Source organism: Conyzicola sp. (assembly GCF_046714715.1).
Taxonomy (GTDB): Bacteria; Actinomycetota; Actinomycetes; order Actinomycetales; family Microbacteriaceae; genus Conyzicola.
Genome location: NZ_JBKKAD010000227.1, coordinates 1 through 16,502, shown reverse-complemented (window position 1 = coordinate 16,502; position 16,502 = coordinate 1). Strand labels below are relative to the sequence as shown.

The following is a 16,502-nucleotide window of genomic DNA, read 5'->3' as shown; positions in this document are numbered from 1 at the left end:
CGAAGCGCACGCCCGCGGCGCCCGCGCCGACGAATCCGGCGTCACGCTCGGCGACGACCTGCTGCGCCTTCTGCTGAGCCTCCTCGGAGAACGAGACGGTGCCGTCGGCGATGTAGTTGTTGATCATCAGCGTCGGCGCGACGGGCACGTTCTTCGCCACCAGGTCGGCCCAGTGCTTGCTCGAGATGCCCGTACCGTGCTCGATCGAGTCGACGCCCTCGGCGAGCGCGATCTCGACCCCCTCAGCGGAGTGCGTGTGGGCCGCGACGGGCATGCCGAGGGCGTGCGCCTCGTCGATCGTGGTGCGGATCTCGGCGAGGGTCTGGTTGCGCCAGCCCACCTTGTCGCCCATCGAGAGCACGCCGCCGCTGAGGTAGATCTTGATTCCGGTGGCGCCGGCGCGGGCCCAGTGGCGCACGAGCTTGCGGCACTCGTCGGGGCTGTCGGCGACGGGGTCACGGTGCGGGTAGTGCGGGGGCACGAACAGGTCGCCGTGCCCGGCGGTCATGCCGACCTGGCCGCTGACCAGCAGGCGCGGGCCGGGCAGGATTCCCTCGTCGAACACCCGGGCGACCGCCATCTGGTTCTCGTCTCCGGCCAGGTCACGCAGCGTCGTGATACCCATCGCCGCGGCCTTGCGGGCGTTGGCCGCGATGTGCAGCGACTTCTCGACGGCCGGGGTCGTGATCGGCCAGCTCGACCAGTCGACGGTGCGCTCTCCGGCGTAGCCGCTGATGTGCACGTGGGTGTCGACCAGTCCGGGGATGATCCCGTATCCGGCGAGGGGCGCGGCGTCGACGTCGCTCGGTTCGACGGCGACGATGCTGTCGCCCTGCCAGCTGAGCGAGCCGGTTGCGAGCGCGGAGCGTCCGTTGAAGATCGCGATGCCATCGATGCGGCTCATTGTGGTGCCTTTCCAAGCGTGGGTGGTGTCGGTAGCGGTAGCGGTAGCGGTGGCGACGATGCCCCGCGCAGGAGAGTTGTTTCGACCGTATCGAGCCTCGGCAACACTTGTTGACAAGTTGGCCCGATTCGGCGGTTTCTTAATGAATTGGAAACAGAGTGAGTCGGAGGTGTGGTCAGCGAGCCCATCCCGCGACGTACGCGTCGAGGCGGGCGAGGTGGGCGTCGCGGTCGACAGCCGAGATCCAGGAGATCTCGAACGCGTTGCGCTGCAGCCGCACGAACTCGTCGCGGGTGAGGTCGGTCGTCGCCGCGAGCGCGAGCAGGTTCTCAGTGAGGTAGCCGCCGAAGTAGGGCGGGTCGTCGGAATTCACGGTGATCTTCACTCCGGCGCGCAGCAGCTCGACGATCTCCGGCGCCTTGCCGCCGTCGCTCACGACGGCGTTGGAGAGCGGGCACGAGGTGAGGCCGATCCCCCTGTCGCGGGCGAGGGCGACGAGGCGCGGGTCTTCGAGGATGTTCGTGCCGTGGTCGATGCGGTCGACGCCGATGTCTTCGATCGCCTGGCGGATGTGCTCGATGCTGTTCGGCTGGTCGACGTCGCAGTGCATCGTCAGCAGGTACCCCTCGGCGCGAGCCCGGGCGAATACCGCGGCGAACTTCGACGGCGGATTGCCGCGCTCGTCGGAGTCGAGGCCGACGCCCACGATCCAGTGCCTGTAGCTCAGCGACTCGGCCAGGGTGTCCATGGCCGACTCGGCGCTGTGGTCACGCAGGAAGCAGAGGATGAGCTGCGCGCTGATATCGAACTCGAACTCGGCCCGCACGACCGCGTCGTGGTACCCGGTGATCACGGTCGAGAACGGGATGCCGCGGCTCGTGTGCGCCTGGGGGTCGAAGAACATCTCGGTGTGCCGAACCCCCTGCGCCGTCGCCTTCGTCAAATAGGCGTAGGCGAGGTCGAAGAAGTCGCGCTCGGTCTGCAGCACGGCCATGTTCGGGTAGTACGACGCCAGGAAGCTGGTGAGGTCGGTGTAGACGGCGACGTCGTTCTCGGGCAGGGCGACCGCGTTGCGCTGCGCGAACTCCAGCCGCTGGACGGGTTCGAGCGTGCCCTCGAGGTGCACGTGCAGCTCGGCCTTCGGCATGCCGGCGATGAACGCGGCGGTGGCCTCGTCTGGCTCGGTGGGGGTTATCACCGGCTCAGTCAAGCAACCGTGCGACGCCCGCACCATAACGAGCAGAACAAAGAAACGGTGCATCCGCCCCGCTCGATTTAGACGATCGTCCGAACAGGTTTCACCCCGGTTACGGCCCGTGGTCGCCGTGTTGCGGCTTGGCGGATCCGCCGAGATCGGCCGCCCCAGAACGGGGCAAGGTTGGGCGATCCTCCGAATACCGCCCCCCGATGCTGTGGTTAGCTCGAAAGCCAGACACCACGAGTGCCTGAGAACCGAGAGGAACGAGCCAGTGCTCCCAGTAGCAGAACTCCACATGCACATCGAGGGATCGCTGGAGGCCGAACTCGTCGTCGCTCTCGCCCGCCGCAACGGCGTCGATCTGCCCACGTTCGATCCGATCGAGCTCAAGGCGCGGTACCGGTTCACCGACCTGCAGTCGTTCCTCGACATCTACTACGCGAACCTCGCCGTGATGAAGACCGAGGAGGACTTCTACGACTTGGGCACCGCCTACCTGACCCGCGCCGCGGCATCCGGTGTGCGTCGCGCGGAAATGTTCTTCGACCTGCAGACGCACACCCAGAACGGCGTTCCGCAGGAGGCCGTCTTCAACGGTTTCACCGCGGCGATCGCCGACGCGCGCGCGGCGACCGGTATCTCGGCCGACCTCATCCTGTGCTTCCTGCGCCACCTCGGCGGCGAGGCGGCCACGCAGACGCTGCGCGAGGCCATGCCGTTCCGCGACCGCTTCATCGGGGTGGGCCTCGACTCCTCCGAGCTCGGCTTCCCGCCGTCGCTGTTCACCGAGGCGTTCGGCATCGCCGGATCCGAGGGGCTGCACCGCGTCGCCCACGCCGGCGAGGAGGGCGGCCCCGACTACGTCTGGGAGGCCCTCGACCTGCTCGGCGTCGAGCGCATCGACCACGGCAACCGCGCCATGGAAGATCCCGAACTGGTCGCCCGCCTGCGCGACGAGCAGATTCCGCTCACGGTATGCCCGCTGTCGAACATCGCGCTGAAGACGGCGCCGCCCGAGCTCGCCGACCACCTGCTGCCGGCGATGCTCGCCGAGGGCCTGCTCGTCTCCATCAACAGCGACGACCCCGCCTACTTCGGCGGCTACGTCGACGACAACTTCGCTGCGATCACGAGCGAGCTCGCCCTCACCCCCCAGCAGCTCGGCACGCTCGCCGAGAACTCGTTCACCTCGTCGTTCCTGCCCGAGGCCGAGAAGGAAGCGCTGCGTCTCGACGTGCGGAAGGCGCTCGGCGATGATCAGTACTGAGATCACGACCGGCCGGCGCTTCGTGGTCGTGCTGCAGCCCGGCGACGACGTGCTGTCGTCGATCGCGGCGGTCTGCGCCGAGCACGGTGTCGAGCAGGGCTACCTGCCGGTGTTCCTCGGGGCGTTCACGCGGGTGTCGCTCATCGGCACCTGCTCGGTGATCGACGACCACGATGCGCCGCTGCCCGACTCGGTGCACCTCGAGGGCGTCGAGGGCACGGGTTCGGGAACCATCGCATTCGACCCCGCGACCGGCGCGGTGACCCCGCACGTGCACGTGTCGGTGGGCGTCAAGGCCTACTCCGCCAACGGCTACGCGGGCCATCTGCTCGCGGCCACGGTGCACTACGTGGCCGAGGTGGTCATCGAAGAGGTGCTGTCACCCCGGTTCATCCGAAAGCCGGATGTCGCGGCTCACGGGCTGGCGAACCTGAGTTTCATCGCTATCGCTGGTTGAGCAGGCCGCCCGCGGCCGTATCGAAACCGGGTTTCGATACGGCGCTGGCGCTCCTACTCAACCAACGGCTGCGTGGCCAGCGCCAGGAAGAAATCGACCCGGTCGCGCATGGTCGACAGGTCGCGCTGCGTGAGGTCTTCGATGCGGCCGATGCGGTAGCGCAGGGTGTTGACGTGCACGTGCAGTTCGGTCGCGGCCTGCTGCCACGCGCCGCTCGCGTCGAGGAACACCCGCAGCGTCTGCACCAGCTCGGAACCGTGCCGCACGTCGTAGTCGACGAGCGGCGCGAGCAGCGAACGGCCGAACGCCACGCGCACCCGGTCGGGAAGCATCTCGAGCAGCGCCTCGTACGACCGCGGCGTCGACCGCGTCGACCAGACGATCGCGCCCTCCCCCACGGCCGAGCGCATGCGGGCGCGCGCCGAGCCTACGGCGGAGCTCAACTGGCTGAGGCTCAGCGTGCGCTCGCTCACGCCGATGCGCAGGTGCCGCTCGCCGAGCAGCGCGCGCTGGCGGTCGGCGGCCGATTCGGCGCCGGCGATGAGTTCTTCGGGCGTCTCGGTGACCCCGCCGAGCAGCACGACGGCCTCGTCGCCGAGGTCGCAGCCGATCGCCACGCGGCCGGGGGCCGCGAGCAGCGAGGTGGCGGCGTCGAGCACGGCACGGGTCGGGTAGTCGGTGTCGTCGACCTGGGCGGCGATCACCGTCACCGGCAGCAGCGGGTCGATGCCCAGGAGCCGCAGTCGGGCGGACGCCTCCCCCGGTGAGAGCGTGTCGGTGATCAGCTGCTGCACGAACTCGGTGGCCTGCGCCTGTTCGGCCTCGCGCCGATTGGCGGCGAGCTCGAGCTCGACGCGCACCACGAGCAGCAGCGTGCGCACGACGCGCTCGAGGTCGGTGGGCCAGGAGCGATGGTCGCCGGCGCACACGAGGTAGCCGATCGACCGCACGGTCTCGGTCACGATGGGCCACACCGACGCGGGCCTGCCGCGTCCGTCGACGACGACCACGGCGCTCTCGGCGGAGCCGAGCATCCGGTTCCACACCGCGGCCACGTCGTCGACGCTCGGCGCGGATCCGACGACCGCCGACACGGCACCGCCCGATTCGAGCACCCAGCTCTCGGTGGCGAACTCCTCGTAGAACAGCCGCAGCGCGCCCTGCGCCCCCGCGCCCGAACCGATGCCGTCGAGCAGCGTGCGCGTGACGTTGCCGCTGCGGGAGGTTCCGGCGCTGTCGGCGGTCGCGACGGTCGACTCGATGTACTGGGTCACGGCCTTGAACGAGACGTCCTGCGACACCGTGAGCAGCACGATCCCACGGGCGCGGCAGGCGGCCACGATGTAGTCGGGGATCTCGCCGACGATGATGGTGCCGACCACGAGCACGGCGACGTGCTTGGCCGCGAGCGCGGACACGTAGGTCTCGGCGCTCTCGGGCCCGGTAGCCCAGATCGCGGCGGTGAGCACGAGGTCGCCCTCGGAGAGGAACTTGCCCGGGTTGGGCAGGTCGACGATGTACGACCCTTTGACGTCGCGCTCGAGCATCGCGGGCTCGGCCCACACGGTCGAGAGCCCCAGCTCGGCGCGGTCGAGCAGATCGAGAACTCGCACCGCCCCCACCTTCCGTTCGTCACAGGAGTTTACCGGGCGGCGGCGCGTCAACAGGATGGAACGTGCGGCCGGGGGCGCATCCGTCCTGTTGACGGTTCGCCCGGGCCTATCGGTCCTGTTGACCGGCGCGGCTCAGCCGCCGACGATCGATGGCTGCTCGAACGTGGAAACCGCCCAGAGCCAGCCCGCGATGCTGACCAGCATCGCGGCGGCGGGCAGGGTCCACGCCCGCCGTCGGAATCTCGTCGCGAGAAGTACCAGGGTGATCGGGATCGCCACCACCGCCGGCACCCAGGCCGCGAGGAAGGCGAGGGCCGGGCCCGATCCGAGGTGCCCGAGTTGGTCGATGGCGGCGACACCCGGGTATCGATAGGCCACGGCCAGAATCTGCGAGGTGAGGAAAGCCGCCAGCAGCAGTTGCGCGGCGACGAGGCCGAGCGCGGCTGCGACGGGGTGGGCTCTCACATCTGCAGTCTGGCGTACGTGTCGCGTTAGCCGCGTCAGTCGGGCGGATGACGCCGCGTCGACAGGATGGGAGGGCCCGTGCGGGCGCATCCGTCCTGTCGACGCGGCGTTCGAATCAGCTGATCCTGTTGGGCGACGGGGTTACAGCCACTTCTCGGCGAGGTGCTCGGCGACAACGCGACGCACGGTGCCCGAGCGTCCGCGCAGGATGATGCTCTCGGTGCGGATGTTCGGCCCGACCTTGCGCACGCCGTCGACGAGCTGGCCGTCGGTGACGCCGGTGGCCACGAAGTAGGTGTTGTCGCTCGTGACGAGGTCGCCCACCTCGAGCACACGGTCGAGGTCGTGCCCGGCGTCGATGGCGCGCTGGCGCTCGTCGTCGTCGCGCGGCAGCAGCCGGCCCTGGATGAACCCGCCGAGCGCCTTCAGGGCGCAGGCGGTGATGATGCCCTCGGGCGTTCCACCGGTTCCGACGCACATGTCGATGCGCGTGCCGTGCATGGCTGCGTTGATGCCGCCCGCGACGTCGCCGTCGAGCAGCATGCGGGTGCCGGCGCCCGAAGCGCGGATGTCTTCGACCAGCTGCTGGTGACGCGGACGGTCGAGCACGGCGATGACCATGTCGGAGACGTCTTTGCCCTTCGCCTTCGCGAGGGCGCGGATGTTCTCGCCGATCGGCTGGCGCAGGTCGACGATGCCGTGCCCCTCGGCGCCGGTGACGATCTTCTCCATGTAGAACACGGCGCTCGGGTCGTACATGCTGCCGCGGTCGGACACGGCGATCATGCTCAGCGCGTTCTGGCGGCCGGCGGCGGTGAGCGACGTGCCGTCGATCGGGTCGACCGCGATGTCGCACGCGGGGCCCTCGCCGGAGCCGACGTGCTCGCCGTTGTAGAGCATGGGGGCGGCGTCTTTCTCGCCCTCGCCGATGACGACGAGGCCGTCGAACTCGACGGTGCCGAGGAACTTACGCATCGCGTCGACGGCGGCACCGTCGGCGGCGTTCTTGTCGCCGCGGCCGATGAACGGCACCGCGCGGATGGCGGCGGCCTCGGTGGCGCGCACGAGCTCCATGCCGAGGTTGCGGTCGGGGTGGAGGTAGAGAGTGCCGGCTTCTGGGCTCACGTGTGGGTCGTCCTCAAGGTCGATTGCGTGGCGCTGTGGTGGGATTCGAGAGGCGAATCAACGTCTGTTCAACTGTAGCGCGGGCCCGCGCGGCCCGCGCTGGCTAGACTTTCCCCGACCGAATAGTTCGAAGAATTCAGCTCTGGAGGCCGTATGCCCATCGCAACCCCCGAACAGTACGCGGAGATGCTCGACAAGGCGAAGAACACCGGCTTCGCGTTCCCGGCAATCAACGCTTCGTCATCGTCGACGATCAACGGCATCCTCCAGGGACTCACCGAGGCGGGCTCCGACGGCATCATCCAGGTGACCACGGGAGGCGCCGACTTCTTCGCCGGCCACACGGTCAAGGCGCGCGCATCCGGAGCTCTCGCCTTCGCGGCGTTCGTCACCGAGGCGGCCAAGAACTACCCGATCACCGTCGCGCTGCACACCGACCACTGCCCCGAGAACGCGCTCGACGGCTTCCTGTACCCGCTCATCGCCGCCTCGGAGGCCGAGGTGAAGGCCGGACGCAACCCGATCTTCCAGTCGCACATGTGGGACGGCTCGGCGGTGACGCTCGACGAGAACCTGCGCATCGCTAAAGAGATCCTGCCGCGCATGAAGGCGATCAACTCGATCCTCGAGGTCGAGATCGGTGTCGTCGGCGGCGAAGAAGACGGTGTCGAGCACGACGTCGTCAACGAACACCTGTACACGACTCTGGATGACGCGATCCAGACGATCGAGGCCCTGGGGCTCGGCGAGCAGGGACGCTACATCGCTGCCCTCACCTTCGGCAACGTGCACGGCGTCTACAAGCCCGGCAACGTGAAGCTGCGCCCCGACCTGCTGGGCGAGATCCAGGCCGGCGTCCAGGCCAAGTACGGCACCGGCCCCAAGCCGCTCGACCTCGTCTTCCACGGCGGGTCGGGGTCGACCGACGAGGAGATCGCGACGGCGGTGTCGAACGGCGTCGTGAAGATGAACATCGACACCGACACCCAGTACGCCTACAGCCGCTCGGTCGCCGACACGGTGCTGAAGAACTACGACGGCTTCCTCAAGGTCGACGGCGAGGTCGGCAACAAGAAGGTCTACGACCCGCGTTCCTGGGGCAAGCTCGCCGAGACCGCCCTCGCCGCCCGCGTGGTCGCTGCCACGAAGCAGCTCGGCTCGGTCGGCCACTCGATCGGCTGACGCCCTTAACTGTCGGACCCCTCCGCGGGCAGCTGGAATCTCAGCAGGTCGCGTGAGGGGTCCCAGGTCAGCGAGTCGACGGTGGTCTGCAGCGTCAGGTAGTACGGCGCGAGCAGCATGGCCCGCCTGCCCTCGGGAAGCGAGAAGTCGAGGCTGAGGGCTACGGCGGTCGAGCCATCCGGTTCTCCGCGCAGTTCGATGAAGAGCGATCCCGCGGCCGCGCCCGGGTTTGCCGTCACGCTCAGCAGCAGCGCGCGCAGGGCCGTGCGCTGTGCGGGGTTCATGCGGTCGGCGAGCCTGTCGGGGTCGACGACGTAGATGCGCCCGAACAGCGCCACCGAGTCGAGCCAGGTGCGGTTGACCTGGCTCACGAGGTCGGAGCGCAGCTGCCGCGCGAGCTGCCCGGCCAGGGCGCGGTCGGCCGCCGTCACCTCGCCCGCGTCGGCGATTCCCTCGAGGAACGGCGCGACCCTGCTGCCGAGCCGCGCCAGCGTGCGGCGCTCGACCCGGCGCGCCAGCTCGTCGCTCGGCCCGTCGGGCGCGGGCGGTTCGGCGCGATTGCCGCGCAGCAGCGACTGCGTGCGCGACACGACCACGTAGCAGAAGGTGGCGGTCGCGACGGTCGCGACGACTCCCGCGCAGCCGGCGATGAGCGTGACGCTGAGCCCCGGCCACACCCGCGAGTCGGGCGCAAACGCCACGTAGCCGCACGCGGCGCTCACCGCGGTGAGCCCGGTTCCGTAGGCGAGCACCTGTCGCGCCGTCGAGAACGGGCCGAGCGACGCGATGACGCAGCCGACACCGATCGATGCCCACCAGTACTGCACGAGCGTGTCGGAGTCGATAGCGCTCACGGTCGAGAGGGCGAGTCCCGCGACGGCCAGAGCGAGCGGGGCGAGTGCCTGACGCGGCCCGAACATCGGCCGCAGCGGCCTGGTCGAGATCTGCACCAGCACGCAGGCGCTCGCGATGACGGCGATCGCCACGACGTCGAGCCACGGTTCGCCGACGATCGACCACTGGAAGACGGTGGTTGTGATACCGACGAGGGCGGTGAGCAGCGCGAACGCCACCGGGACGAGGGGCCGGGTGAACCAGCTGAGCGGGTCGATCTGCTGCGGTGTCACGGTCCACGGGTCATGAGACATGGGGCGCCCCGCTCGGCTGCTCGAACTCGGCGGCGGGCACGCTGATGAGCACCGAGGTGCCGCTGCCCGGCGTCGACCAGACCCGCACCGAACCGCCGTGCGAGCGGATGCGGGCGGTCACCGACGCCCGCAGGCCCAGTCGGTCGCCAGCGACGGCCAGCGGGTCGAAGCCGACGCCGTGGTCGATCACCATGATCGTGACGGCGCGCGGGGTGGTCGAGATCACGAGTTCGGCCGACCCCGTCTGCGCGTGGTCGAGGACGTTGTCGAGGCACGCCCGCACCGCGAGGACGAGGGAGGATGCCGCCTCCGGCGAGACCCGGATGACCTCGTGCGAATCCCCCGTCACGTCGACCGAGAGCCCGCGCCACTGGAAGTCGCTGACGAGCGTCTCGAGCGCGTTGCGCAGCACCGCGTCGAGGGGGGCCACGACGGGTGGTTCGGCCGATTCACGCAGCCACGCGGAATCGCTGAGGGTCGCGACATCCGCCCGAAAGCGCGCGCGAGCCCGCTCGTCGAGGGGACCGTTGGCGTTCATGATCGCGGTCAGATCGCTGAGCACGGTGTCGTGCACGATCGCCGCGGCGCGCTGCTCGAACTGGTTCTCGATGGCGAGGCGCCGGGTGTCCTCCTCCAGCCGCGCGAGGTCGGGGACCTGCTTGTCCTGGTTCGCCCGCACCGCGATGAGCGCGAGGTAGCAGCCGGCGTACACGACGAACGCGATCGTCGGACCCCAGCCGGGCACGAAGGCGAGACCCGTGACGGCCGAGGCGACGGCCGACACGGCGAAGGAGAGCAGGTAGCCGGCGAGACTCCACGCCGCGCCCACGAGCGGGCGCAGGGTGGAGACGCCGGCGAAGGCCAGGATCATGGCCGGCCGGTTGAGCACGAAGCTCGCGTCGTCGTTCAGGCTGGCGTCGGCGGAGAGCAACGCCACCTCGTAGACGATCGCCAGCGCCGCGCCACCGAGCACGTAGAGCAGCCGGGTGCGGGTGCTGGGCTGCCAGCCGCTCACACCGAGTAGCACGAGGAGACCGACGATGCAGAGCAGGGGAAGCCAGACCCGGTCGGCGAACCCGCGGTCGACGGCCACGTCGATCACGATCGGGATCGTCAGGAGCATCAGCGCGACCGACACGGCCCACGCTCCCCGGGAGATCGCGGTGACGAGGATGTTCGAAGCCACCCCGCGCGGCAGGATGGCGACCCGCGACGTCTCCGCCACCGTCGTTAGCTCGGTGTGCCGATGGTGGCGGCGAGCGCGGGATCAGAGACCATGGCCACCAGAAGCAGCACGAAGATCACGATCGCCGCCAGGGCGCCGCCGATCAGGGGAACGAAGAACGACAGCTTGCGCGCACGCAGCCGCATCAGGGTGACGATGACGGTCACGACGTAGAGCACCGACTGGCTGACCAGGATCGCGATGCCGATACCCCGTGCCAGTTCGAGCTCGGTGTAGTCGCCGTAGCCGCTCAGCTCGTACATCTGGTCGAGGGTGGCGCCGAAGTCGAGCAGGCTGGGAACCGAGGATGCCACGGAGTACGCCCCGAACACGAGGAGGCCGACCGTGAGCACGAAATCCCACCGGCGCGGGGTCGGCGGTGCGCCCGGCACGCGGGTCGCGGCGAGCGGAGGTGCGAGGGGCGTGACCGCGGTCGAAGGCTGCTCGTGCTCCACCCGGTAACCGCCCGCGGCGACCTGTTCGTCGACGCTCGCGTACTCGCCGTACTGGGGGCGGTCGCGCTGGTCGCTCATCGGTTCTTCTGCCAGTCCAGCTGACGCACACGGCCGCCGAGACCGCGCTCGTCGGCGTTGCCGTCGGCGTCTTTGCGCAGTTCCTTCGGCAGCGAGAACATGAGGTCTTCCTCGGCGGTGACGACCTGGCTCACGTCGCCGTAGCCGGCGTCGGCGAGGTCGTCGAGCACCTCCTGCACGAGCACCTCGGGCACGGAGGCGCCGCTCGTGACGCCGACGGTCACGACGCCGTCGAGCCACTCCTGCTGGATCTCGCTCGCGTAGTCGACCCGGTAGGCCGCCTTCGCGCCGTACTCGAGGGCGACGTCGACGAGTCGCATCGTGTTCGAGCTGTTCGACGAGCCGACGACGATCACGAGGTCGGCCTCTGCGGCGACCTTCCGGATCGCGACCTGGCGGTTGGTGGTGGCGTAGCAGATGTCGTCGCTCGGCGGGTCTTGGAGATTCGGGAAGCGCTGACGCAGCAGGCGAACGGTTTCCATCGTCTCATCCACACTCAACGTCGTCTGCGAGAGCCACACGACATGGTCGGGGTTGTTCACGACGATGTTCGGCACGTCGGCCGGGCTGCCCACGAGGGTGGTGCGTTCGGGCGCGTGGCCCATGGTGCCCTCGACCTCTTCGTGGCCGTGGTGCCCGATCAGCAGGATCTCGAAGTCCTGCTTGGCGAAGCGCACCGCCTCGCGGTGCACCTTGGTCACGAGCGGGCAGGTGGCGTCGATCGCGTCGAGCTGGCGGTCGGCCGCGCCCTGCACGACGGCGGGTGAGACGCCGTGGGCGCTGAAGACGATGTGCGAGCCCTGCGGGACCTCGTCGACATCGTCGACGAAGATGGCGCCCTTCTTCTCGAGGGTCGAGACGACGTGGATGTTGTGCACGATCTGCTTGCGCACGTAGACGGGGGCGCCGAAACGTTCGAGGGCCTTCTCGACGGCGATGACCGCCCTGTCCACCCCAGCGCAGTAGCCGCGGGGGGCGGCGAGCAGAACCCGCTTGGCACCGGTGACGGGGGTATCCTTTAGCCTGTTCCGCAGCGCGGGAACGCGCGGCATCTCGAGATGCACGGCGACGTTTCCATTAGTGATATTGCTCACGGGGCAATTCTACGCGGCGGGCGGTGCGCCTGTCTGGGAGGGGTCAGCTTGGTCGAGTTCACACCGGATGGTCCGGCCACCGTCGACTCCCCGTGGCCCGTCGGTCTTCTCTCGGCGAAGATCAAGGGCTGGATCGACCGCCTCGGCACCGTGTGGGTCGAGGGCGAGATCACCCAGTGGGGCGTGTCGGGCGGCAACGTCTACGGCAAGCTGAAAGACCTCGAGCAAGACGCGACCGTGGGGTTCACCATCTGGTCGTCGGTCAAGGCGAAGCTGCCGGCCGACCTCAAACAGGGCGACCGCGTCGTCGCGCTCGTGAAACCCAACTACTGGGTCAAGGGCGGAACGCTCACGATGCAGGTGTTCGAGATGCGCCACGTCGGCCTCGGCGACCTGCTCGAACGACTCGAGCTGTTGCGGCAGAAACTCGCCGGCGAGGGGCTGTTCTCCGCGTCGCGCAAGAAAGCGCTGCCGTTCCTGCCCGGCCTGATCGGACTCGTCACCGGCAAAGAAAGCGACGCCGAGAAAGACGTGCTGCGCAACGCGCAACTGCGCTGGCCGGGCGTGAGATTCCGGGTCGCACACGCCGCCGTGCAGGGCGAGCGGGCCGTGACCGAGGTGACCGCCGGCATCCGACTGCTCGACGCCGACCCCGAGGTCGACGTGATCATCGTCGCGCGCGGCGGTGGCGACTTCCAGAACCTGCTCGTCTTCAGCGACGAGACCCTCGTGCGGGCCGCGGCGGCCTGCGTCACGCCGCTCATCAGCGCGATCGGGCACGAGGCCGACCGGCCGCTGCTCGACGAGGTGGCCGATCTGCGCGCCTCGACGCCGACGGATGCCGCCAAGCGCGTGGTCCCGGATGTCGCGGAGGAGCTCGCCCGGGTAGCGCAGGCCCGATCGCGCATCGGCACGCGCATGACATCGCTGGTCACGCACGAGATCGACCGGCTCGAGCAACTGCGCACCCGGCCGGTGCTGGCGAACCCGATCGCGCTGGTCGACGCGCGCGCCGAAGAGCTCACCCGCTGGGTGGCCCGCAGCCACGAACTGGTCGACCGGGTCATCGAACGCTCGCTGACCCGCGTCGGCGAGCTCGCCGGGCAGTTGCGCGCGCTGTCTCCGCAGGGCACGCTCGACCGCGGCTATGCGATCGCACAGCTGCCCTCGGGGGCGGCGCTGCGCGACGTGGCAGACGCTCCCGTCGGCACCGAGCTTGTCCTCACCATCGCGCGCGGTCGCATCCGTTCCACCGTCGACGAGTCCCCCGTCGAGAGCTAGGTAGAATCGTCCCGTGGCAACTGCACCGAACTCCGACGTCAGCGCGCTCAGCTATGAGCAGGCGCGCGACGAACTCGTGCGGGTGGTGTCCGAGCTCGAGCAGGGCTCGTCGACACTCGAAGAATCGCTCGCCCTGTGGGAGCGCGGGGAAGCCGCCGCGAAGCGCTGCGAAGAGTGGCTGCTCGGCGCGAAGGCCCGGCTCGATGGTGTCAGAGGCGACGCCGCACGTTCCGCGAGCGCGCAGTAGCCGTGGCAGATAAGAAGCCCGCGCGCGACCGGAAGGCGCCGACCGACGTCGTGCCGACACGTGTTCCACGACCGAAGCCCGCCCCGATCGTGGCCGAACTCGGCCGGCCCGAGACGCCGGAGGAGACCGCGGCCCGCAAGGCCGAGAACTCGCGCAAGCACAGGGCGAACCAGACGCTGCGCAACCTCATCTGGTCGCTCGTCGCCTCGGTCGGCCTGATGCTCGTCATCGTCATCGTCGTGGTGCGGCCCGACCAGCCGGCGCGCGAACCCGTCGACTTCGCAGACGTGGCGGCGCAGGCGCAGCCCACGATCGACGAACCCCTCGCCGTTCCTGACGTGCCCGGCCAGTGGACCTCGAACAACGCCGACCTCGGCCAGGCGCGAGACGGCGTCTCCACCTGGTACATCGGGTTCATCACCCCCTCGAGCCAGTTCATCGCGCTGAGCCAGGGCATCGACGCCAACCCCACCTGGCTGCTGACCCTGCTCGACCAGCAGCTCGCCACCGGAACCGAGACGGTCGGCGGCCGCGAGTGGACGGTCTACGACAACCGCGACGGCGACGACCCCGGCAACCTCGCCTACGCGATGGTCACCGAGTCGGGCGACAGCACCTACGTTCTCTACGGAACCGCAGACACGAACGAGTTCCGCACCCTCGCGGGTTCGGTCGCAAAAGAAATTGACGCAGCAGAGGCAACGGAGGCCGAGTAATGCCCGATAAAGCTCCCGCGAAGGCCTGGGCCGAGATGGTCCGCGGCAACGACAGGTTCGTCTCCGGCGCACCGCTCCACCCGCGCCAAGACGTGGAACGCCGGGAGTCGGTCGCGTTGGAGCAGCGGCCCGACGCCGCCCTCTTCGGCTGCAGCGACTCGCGGCTCGCCGCCGAGATCATCTTCGACAAGGGCATCGGCGACCTGTTCGTCGTGCGCAACGCCGGCCAGATCATCTCCGAATCGGTCGTCGGCTCGCTCGAATACGCGGTCGCGGTGCTCAAGGTGCCGCTCATCGTCGTGCTCGGCCACGACGAGTGCGGTGCCGTGCGCGCCGCCATCGACTCGCAGGGCGACGACGCCCCGGCGCTGCCCCCGCACATCGGCCACCTGATCTCGAAGATCGTGCCGGCCGTGCGCCGCGTCGCCGGTGCGGCCGACGGTGCGCTCGCGCCCGGCGCGGTGGACGCCCTCGATGTGGGCCGCGAACACCTGCGCGACACGATCACCGAGTTGATCGAGTCATCCGAACTCATCAGCGACGGAATCGCCGCCGGTACTCTGGCTGTCGTGGGCGCGAACTACCGGCTGCTCGAGGGCCGCGCGGTCCCCGACATCCGCATCGGAAATCTGTAACACCCCCCACCAACGGAAGGCCCAATGACGTGACCACCTCCCCCGCATCGCCCCCCGTCGATTCGAGCGCATTCCGCGTCGAACACGACACGATGGGCGAAGTGCTCGTTCCCATCGACGCTCTCTACGGCGCCCAGACGCAGCGTGCGGTCGAGAACTTCCCCATCTCGGGCTCCGGCCTCGAGCCGGCCCAGATCGTCGCCCTCGCCCGCATCAAGCGCGCCGCCGCGATCGTCAACGGTTCGCTGGGGATCGTCGATCAGACCATCGCGGATGCCGTGGTCGCCGCGGCGGACACGCTCATTGCCGGCGAGCACCACGACCACTTCCCGGTCGACACGTACCAGACCGGTAGCGGCACCTCGTCGAACATGAACATGAACGAGGTGCTCGCCTCGCTCGCGACGACCGCCCTCGGCTCCCCCGTGCACCCCAACGACCACGTCAACGCGTCGCAGTCGTCGAACGACGTGTTCCCGACCTCGGTGCACGTGGCGGTCACCGGCGCACTGCTCGGCGACCTGATCCCGGCCCTCGAACACCTCGCCGCCGCCCTCGACGAGAAGGCCGCGCTCTGGGCCACCGCCGTGAAGTCGGGCCGCACGCACCTCATGGACGCCACGCCCGTGACGCTCGGCCAGGAGTTCGCCGGCTACGCCCGCCAGATCCGCCTCGGCATCGACCGGGTCAACGCGACGATCGTGCGCGTGGCCGAGGTGCCGCTCGGCGGAACCGCCGTGGGCACCGGCATCAACACCCCGGTCGGCTTCCCGCAGAAGGTCATCGCCCAGCTCGCCGCCGACAGCGGCCTGCCGATCACCGAGGCACTCGACCACTTCGAGGCGCAGGGTGCGCGCGATGCGCTCGTCGAGGCATCCGGAGCCCTCCGGGTCATCGCGGTGTCGCTCACGAAGATCTGCAACGACCTGCGCTGGATGGGTTCCGGCCCGAACACCGGCCTCGGCGAGCTGCACATCCCCGACCTGCAGCCCGGGTCGTCGATCATGCCCGGCAAGGTCAATCCCGTCATCCCCGAGGCCGTCATCATGGTGGGCGCGCGGGTGATCGGCAACGACGCCACAATCGCCTGGGCCGGCGCCACGGGCAACTTCGAGCTGAACGTCGCGATCCCGGTGATGGGAACGGCGCTGCTCGAGTCGATCCGCCTGCTCGCCAACTCGAGCGTGCTGCTCGCCGACAAGACGATCGACGGGCTGCGCGCGAACCTCGACCGCGCCCGTGCCATGGCCGAGTCGTCGCCGTCGATCGTGACCCCGCTGAACAAGTTCATCGGCTACGAGTCGGCCGCGAAGATCGCCAAGCACGCCGTCGCGACAGGCATCACGATCCGCGAGGCCATGATCGACCTCGGCTTCGTCGAGCGCGGCGAGATCTCGGAGGAGCAGCTCGAC

At 69.3% G+C, this 16,502-nt stretch carries 17 protein-coding genes; 8 read left to right on the top strand and 9 right to left on the bottom strand.

Annotated elements, in window-relative coordinates; all coding sequences use genetic code 11:
- Together ACLQ6X_RS17720 and add are read right to left on the bottom strand one after the other, a co-directional pair.
- Positions 1 to 904 (bottom strand): amidohydrolase family protein (locus ACLQ6X_RS17720; RefSeq protein WP_411701465.1); only part of this gene is annotated, 904 nt, incomplete at its 3' end.
- 175 nt (positions 905 to 1,079) lie between these two features.
- Complete coding sequence (add, locus tag ACLQ6X_RS17715; RefSeq protein ID WP_411701464.1) at positions 1,080 to 2,102, bottom strand: adenosine deaminase; 1,023 nt, start codon at positions 2,100 to 2,102, stop codon at positions 1,080 to 1,082.
- Positions 2,103 to 2,373: 271 nt separating this feature from the next.
- Between add and ACLQ6X_RS17710 the strand changes: the two genes are divergently transcribed.
- Positions 2,374 to 3,369, top strand: coding sequence for an adenosine deaminase (locus tag ACLQ6X_RS17710; protein WP_411701463.1), 996 nt, complete (start codon positions 2,374 to 2,376; stop codon positions 3,367 to 3,369).
- Positions 3,356 to 3,826 (top strand): PPC domain-containing DNA-binding protein, encoded by a 471-nt coding sequence (locus tag ACLQ6X_RS17705; RefSeq protein WP_411701462.1) that lies wholly within the window; start codon positions 3,356 to 3,358, stop codon positions 3,824 to 3,826. The genes ACLQ6X_RS17710 and ACLQ6X_RS17705 overlap by 14 nt, the downstream gene beginning before the upstream one ends.
- A 53-nt stretch (positions 3,827 to 3,879) precedes the next feature.
- Here ACLQ6X_RS17705 and ACLQ6X_RS17700 read toward each other — a convergent pair whose 3' ends face one another.
- From ACLQ6X_RS17700 to glpX, 3 genes are all read right to left on the bottom strand, one after another.
- Entirely contained in the window at positions 3,880 to 5,439 is a 1,560-nt protein-coding gene (locus ACLQ6X_RS17700) for a PucR family transcriptional regulator (protein ID WP_411701461.1), read from the bottom strand.
- A 132-nt stretch (positions 5,440 to 5,571) separates the two neighbouring features.
- The gene (locus ACLQ6X_RS17695; protein ID WP_411701460.1) at positions 5,572 to 5,904 is read right to left on the bottom strand and encodes a hypothetical protein; all 333 of its coding nucleotides are present in this window, start codon (positions 5,902 to 5,904) and stop codon (positions 5,572 to 5,574) included.
- Between the two features lie 141 nt (positions 5,905 to 6,045).
- The gene (gene glpX, locus ACLQ6X_RS17690) at positions 6,046 to 6,978 is read right to left on the bottom strand and encodes a class II fructose-bisphosphatase (protein WP_411701468.1); all 933 of its coding nucleotides are present in this window, start codon (positions 6,976 to 6,978) and stop codon (positions 6,046 to 6,048) included.
- 204 nt (positions 6,979 to 7,182) lie between these two features.
- Between glpX and fbaA the strand changes: the two genes are divergently transcribed.
- Positions 7,183 to 8,211: a class II fructose-bisphosphate aldolase gene (fbaA, locus tag ACLQ6X_RS17685; protein ID WP_411701459.1), complete on the top strand. Its 1,029-nt coding sequence runs from the start codon at positions 7,183 to 7,185 to the stop codon at positions 8,209 to 8,211.
- Between the two features lie 5 nt (positions 8,212 to 8,216).
- Here the strand turns inward: fbaA and ACLQ6X_RS17680 are convergent, their stop codons facing one another.
- From ACLQ6X_RS17680 to ACLQ6X_RS17665, 4 genes are read right to left on the bottom strand one after another with little or no spacing between them, the layout of a single operon-like run.
- Positions 8,217 to 9,359 (bottom strand): hypothetical protein, encoded by a 1,143-nt coding sequence (locus tag ACLQ6X_RS17680; protein WP_411701458.1) that lies wholly within the window; start codon positions 9,357 to 9,359, stop codon positions 8,217 to 8,219.
- A complete protein-coding gene (locus tag ACLQ6X_RS17675) occupies positions 9,349 to 10,545 on the bottom strand; it encodes a sensor histidine kinase (protein WP_411701457.1) in 1,197 nt (398 codons plus the stop codon). Before ACLQ6X_RS17675 ends, ACLQ6X_RS17680 begins: the two co-directional genes overlap by 11 nt.
- Positions 10,546 to 10,589: 44 nt before the next feature.
- The gene (locus ACLQ6X_RS17670; protein ID WP_411701456.1) at positions 10,590 to 11,117 is read right to left on the bottom strand and encodes a DUF6264 family protein; all 528 of its coding nucleotides are present in this window, start codon (positions 11,115 to 11,117) and stop codon (positions 10,590 to 10,592) included.
- Positions 11,114 to 12,169 (bottom strand): 4-hydroxy-3-methylbut-2-enyl diphosphate reductase, encoded by a 1,056-nt coding sequence (locus tag ACLQ6X_RS17665; RefSeq protein WP_411701466.1) that lies wholly within the window; start codon positions 12,167 to 12,169, stop codon positions 11,114 to 11,116. The genes ACLQ6X_RS17670 and ACLQ6X_RS17665 overlap by 4 nt, the downstream gene beginning before the upstream one ends.
- Positions 12,170 to 12,259: 90 nt before the next feature.
- Between ACLQ6X_RS17665 and xseA the strand changes: the two genes are divergently transcribed.
- From xseA to ACLQ6X_RS17640, 5 genes are all read left to right on the top strand, one after another.
- The gene (gene xseA, locus ACLQ6X_RS17660; protein ID WP_411701455.1) at positions 12,260 to 13,492 is read left to right on the top strand and encodes an exodeoxyribonuclease VII large subunit; all 1,233 of its coding nucleotides are present in this window, start codon (positions 12,260 to 12,262) and stop codon (positions 13,490 to 13,492) included.
- A gap of 13 nt (positions 13,493 to 13,505) precedes the next feature.
- Positions 13,506 to 13,739, top strand: coding sequence for an exodeoxyribonuclease VII small subunit (locus ACLQ6X_RS17655; protein ID WP_411701454.1), 234 nt, complete (start codon positions 13,506 to 13,508; stop codon positions 13,737 to 13,739).
- 2 nt (positions 13,740 to 13,741) lie between these two features.
- Complete coding sequence (locus ACLQ6X_RS17650; RefSeq protein WP_411701453.1) at positions 13,742 to 14,455, top strand: DUF4245 domain-containing protein; 714 nt, start codon at positions 13,742 to 13,744, stop codon at positions 14,453 to 14,455.
- Entirely contained in the window at positions 14,455 to 15,090 is a 636-nt protein-coding gene (locus ACLQ6X_RS17645; RefSeq protein ID WP_411701452.1) for a carbonic anhydrase, read from the top strand. The genes ACLQ6X_RS17650 and ACLQ6X_RS17645 overlap by 1 nt, the downstream gene beginning before the upstream one ends.
- Positions 15,091 to 15,119: 29 nt before the next feature.
- Positions 15,120 to 16,502, top strand: a 1,383-nt coding sequence (locus tag ACLQ6X_RS17640; RefSeq protein ID WP_411701451.1) for a class II fumarate hydratase, incomplete at its 3' end; no start/stop codon positions are given.

Excerpts from the sequence above, each read along its gene's own strand:
- ACLQ6X_RS17670 (WP_411701456.1), bottom strand. The coding sequence starts at position 11,117 with ATGAGCGACCAGCGCGACCGCCCCCAGTACGGCGAGTACGCGAGCGTC.
- ACLQ6X_RS17705 (WP_411701462.1), top strand. The coding sequence starts at position 3,356 with ATGATCAGTACTGAGATCACGACCGGCCGGCGCTTCGTGGTCGTGCTG.
- fbaA (WP_411701459.1), top strand. The coding sequence starts at position 7,183 with ATGCCCATCGCAACCCCCGAACAGTACGCGGAGATGCTCGACAAGGCG.
- glpX (WP_411701468.1), bottom strand. The coding sequence starts at position 6,978 with ATGGAGCTCGTGCGCGCCACCGAGGCCGCCGCCATCCGCGCGGTGCCG.
- ACLQ6X_RS17645 (WP_411701452.1), top strand. The coding sequence starts at position 14,455 with ATGCCCGATAAAGCTCCCGCGAAGGCCTGGGCCGAGATGGTCCGCGGC.
- ACLQ6X_RS17665 (WP_411701466.1), bottom strand. The coding sequence starts at position 12,169 with ATGCCGCGCGTTCCCGCGCTGCGGAACAGGCTAAAGGATACCCCCGTC.
- ACLQ6X_RS17680 (WP_411701458.1), bottom strand. The coding sequence starts at position 9,359 with ATGTCTCATGACCCGTGGACCGTGACACCGCAGCAGATCGACCCGCTC.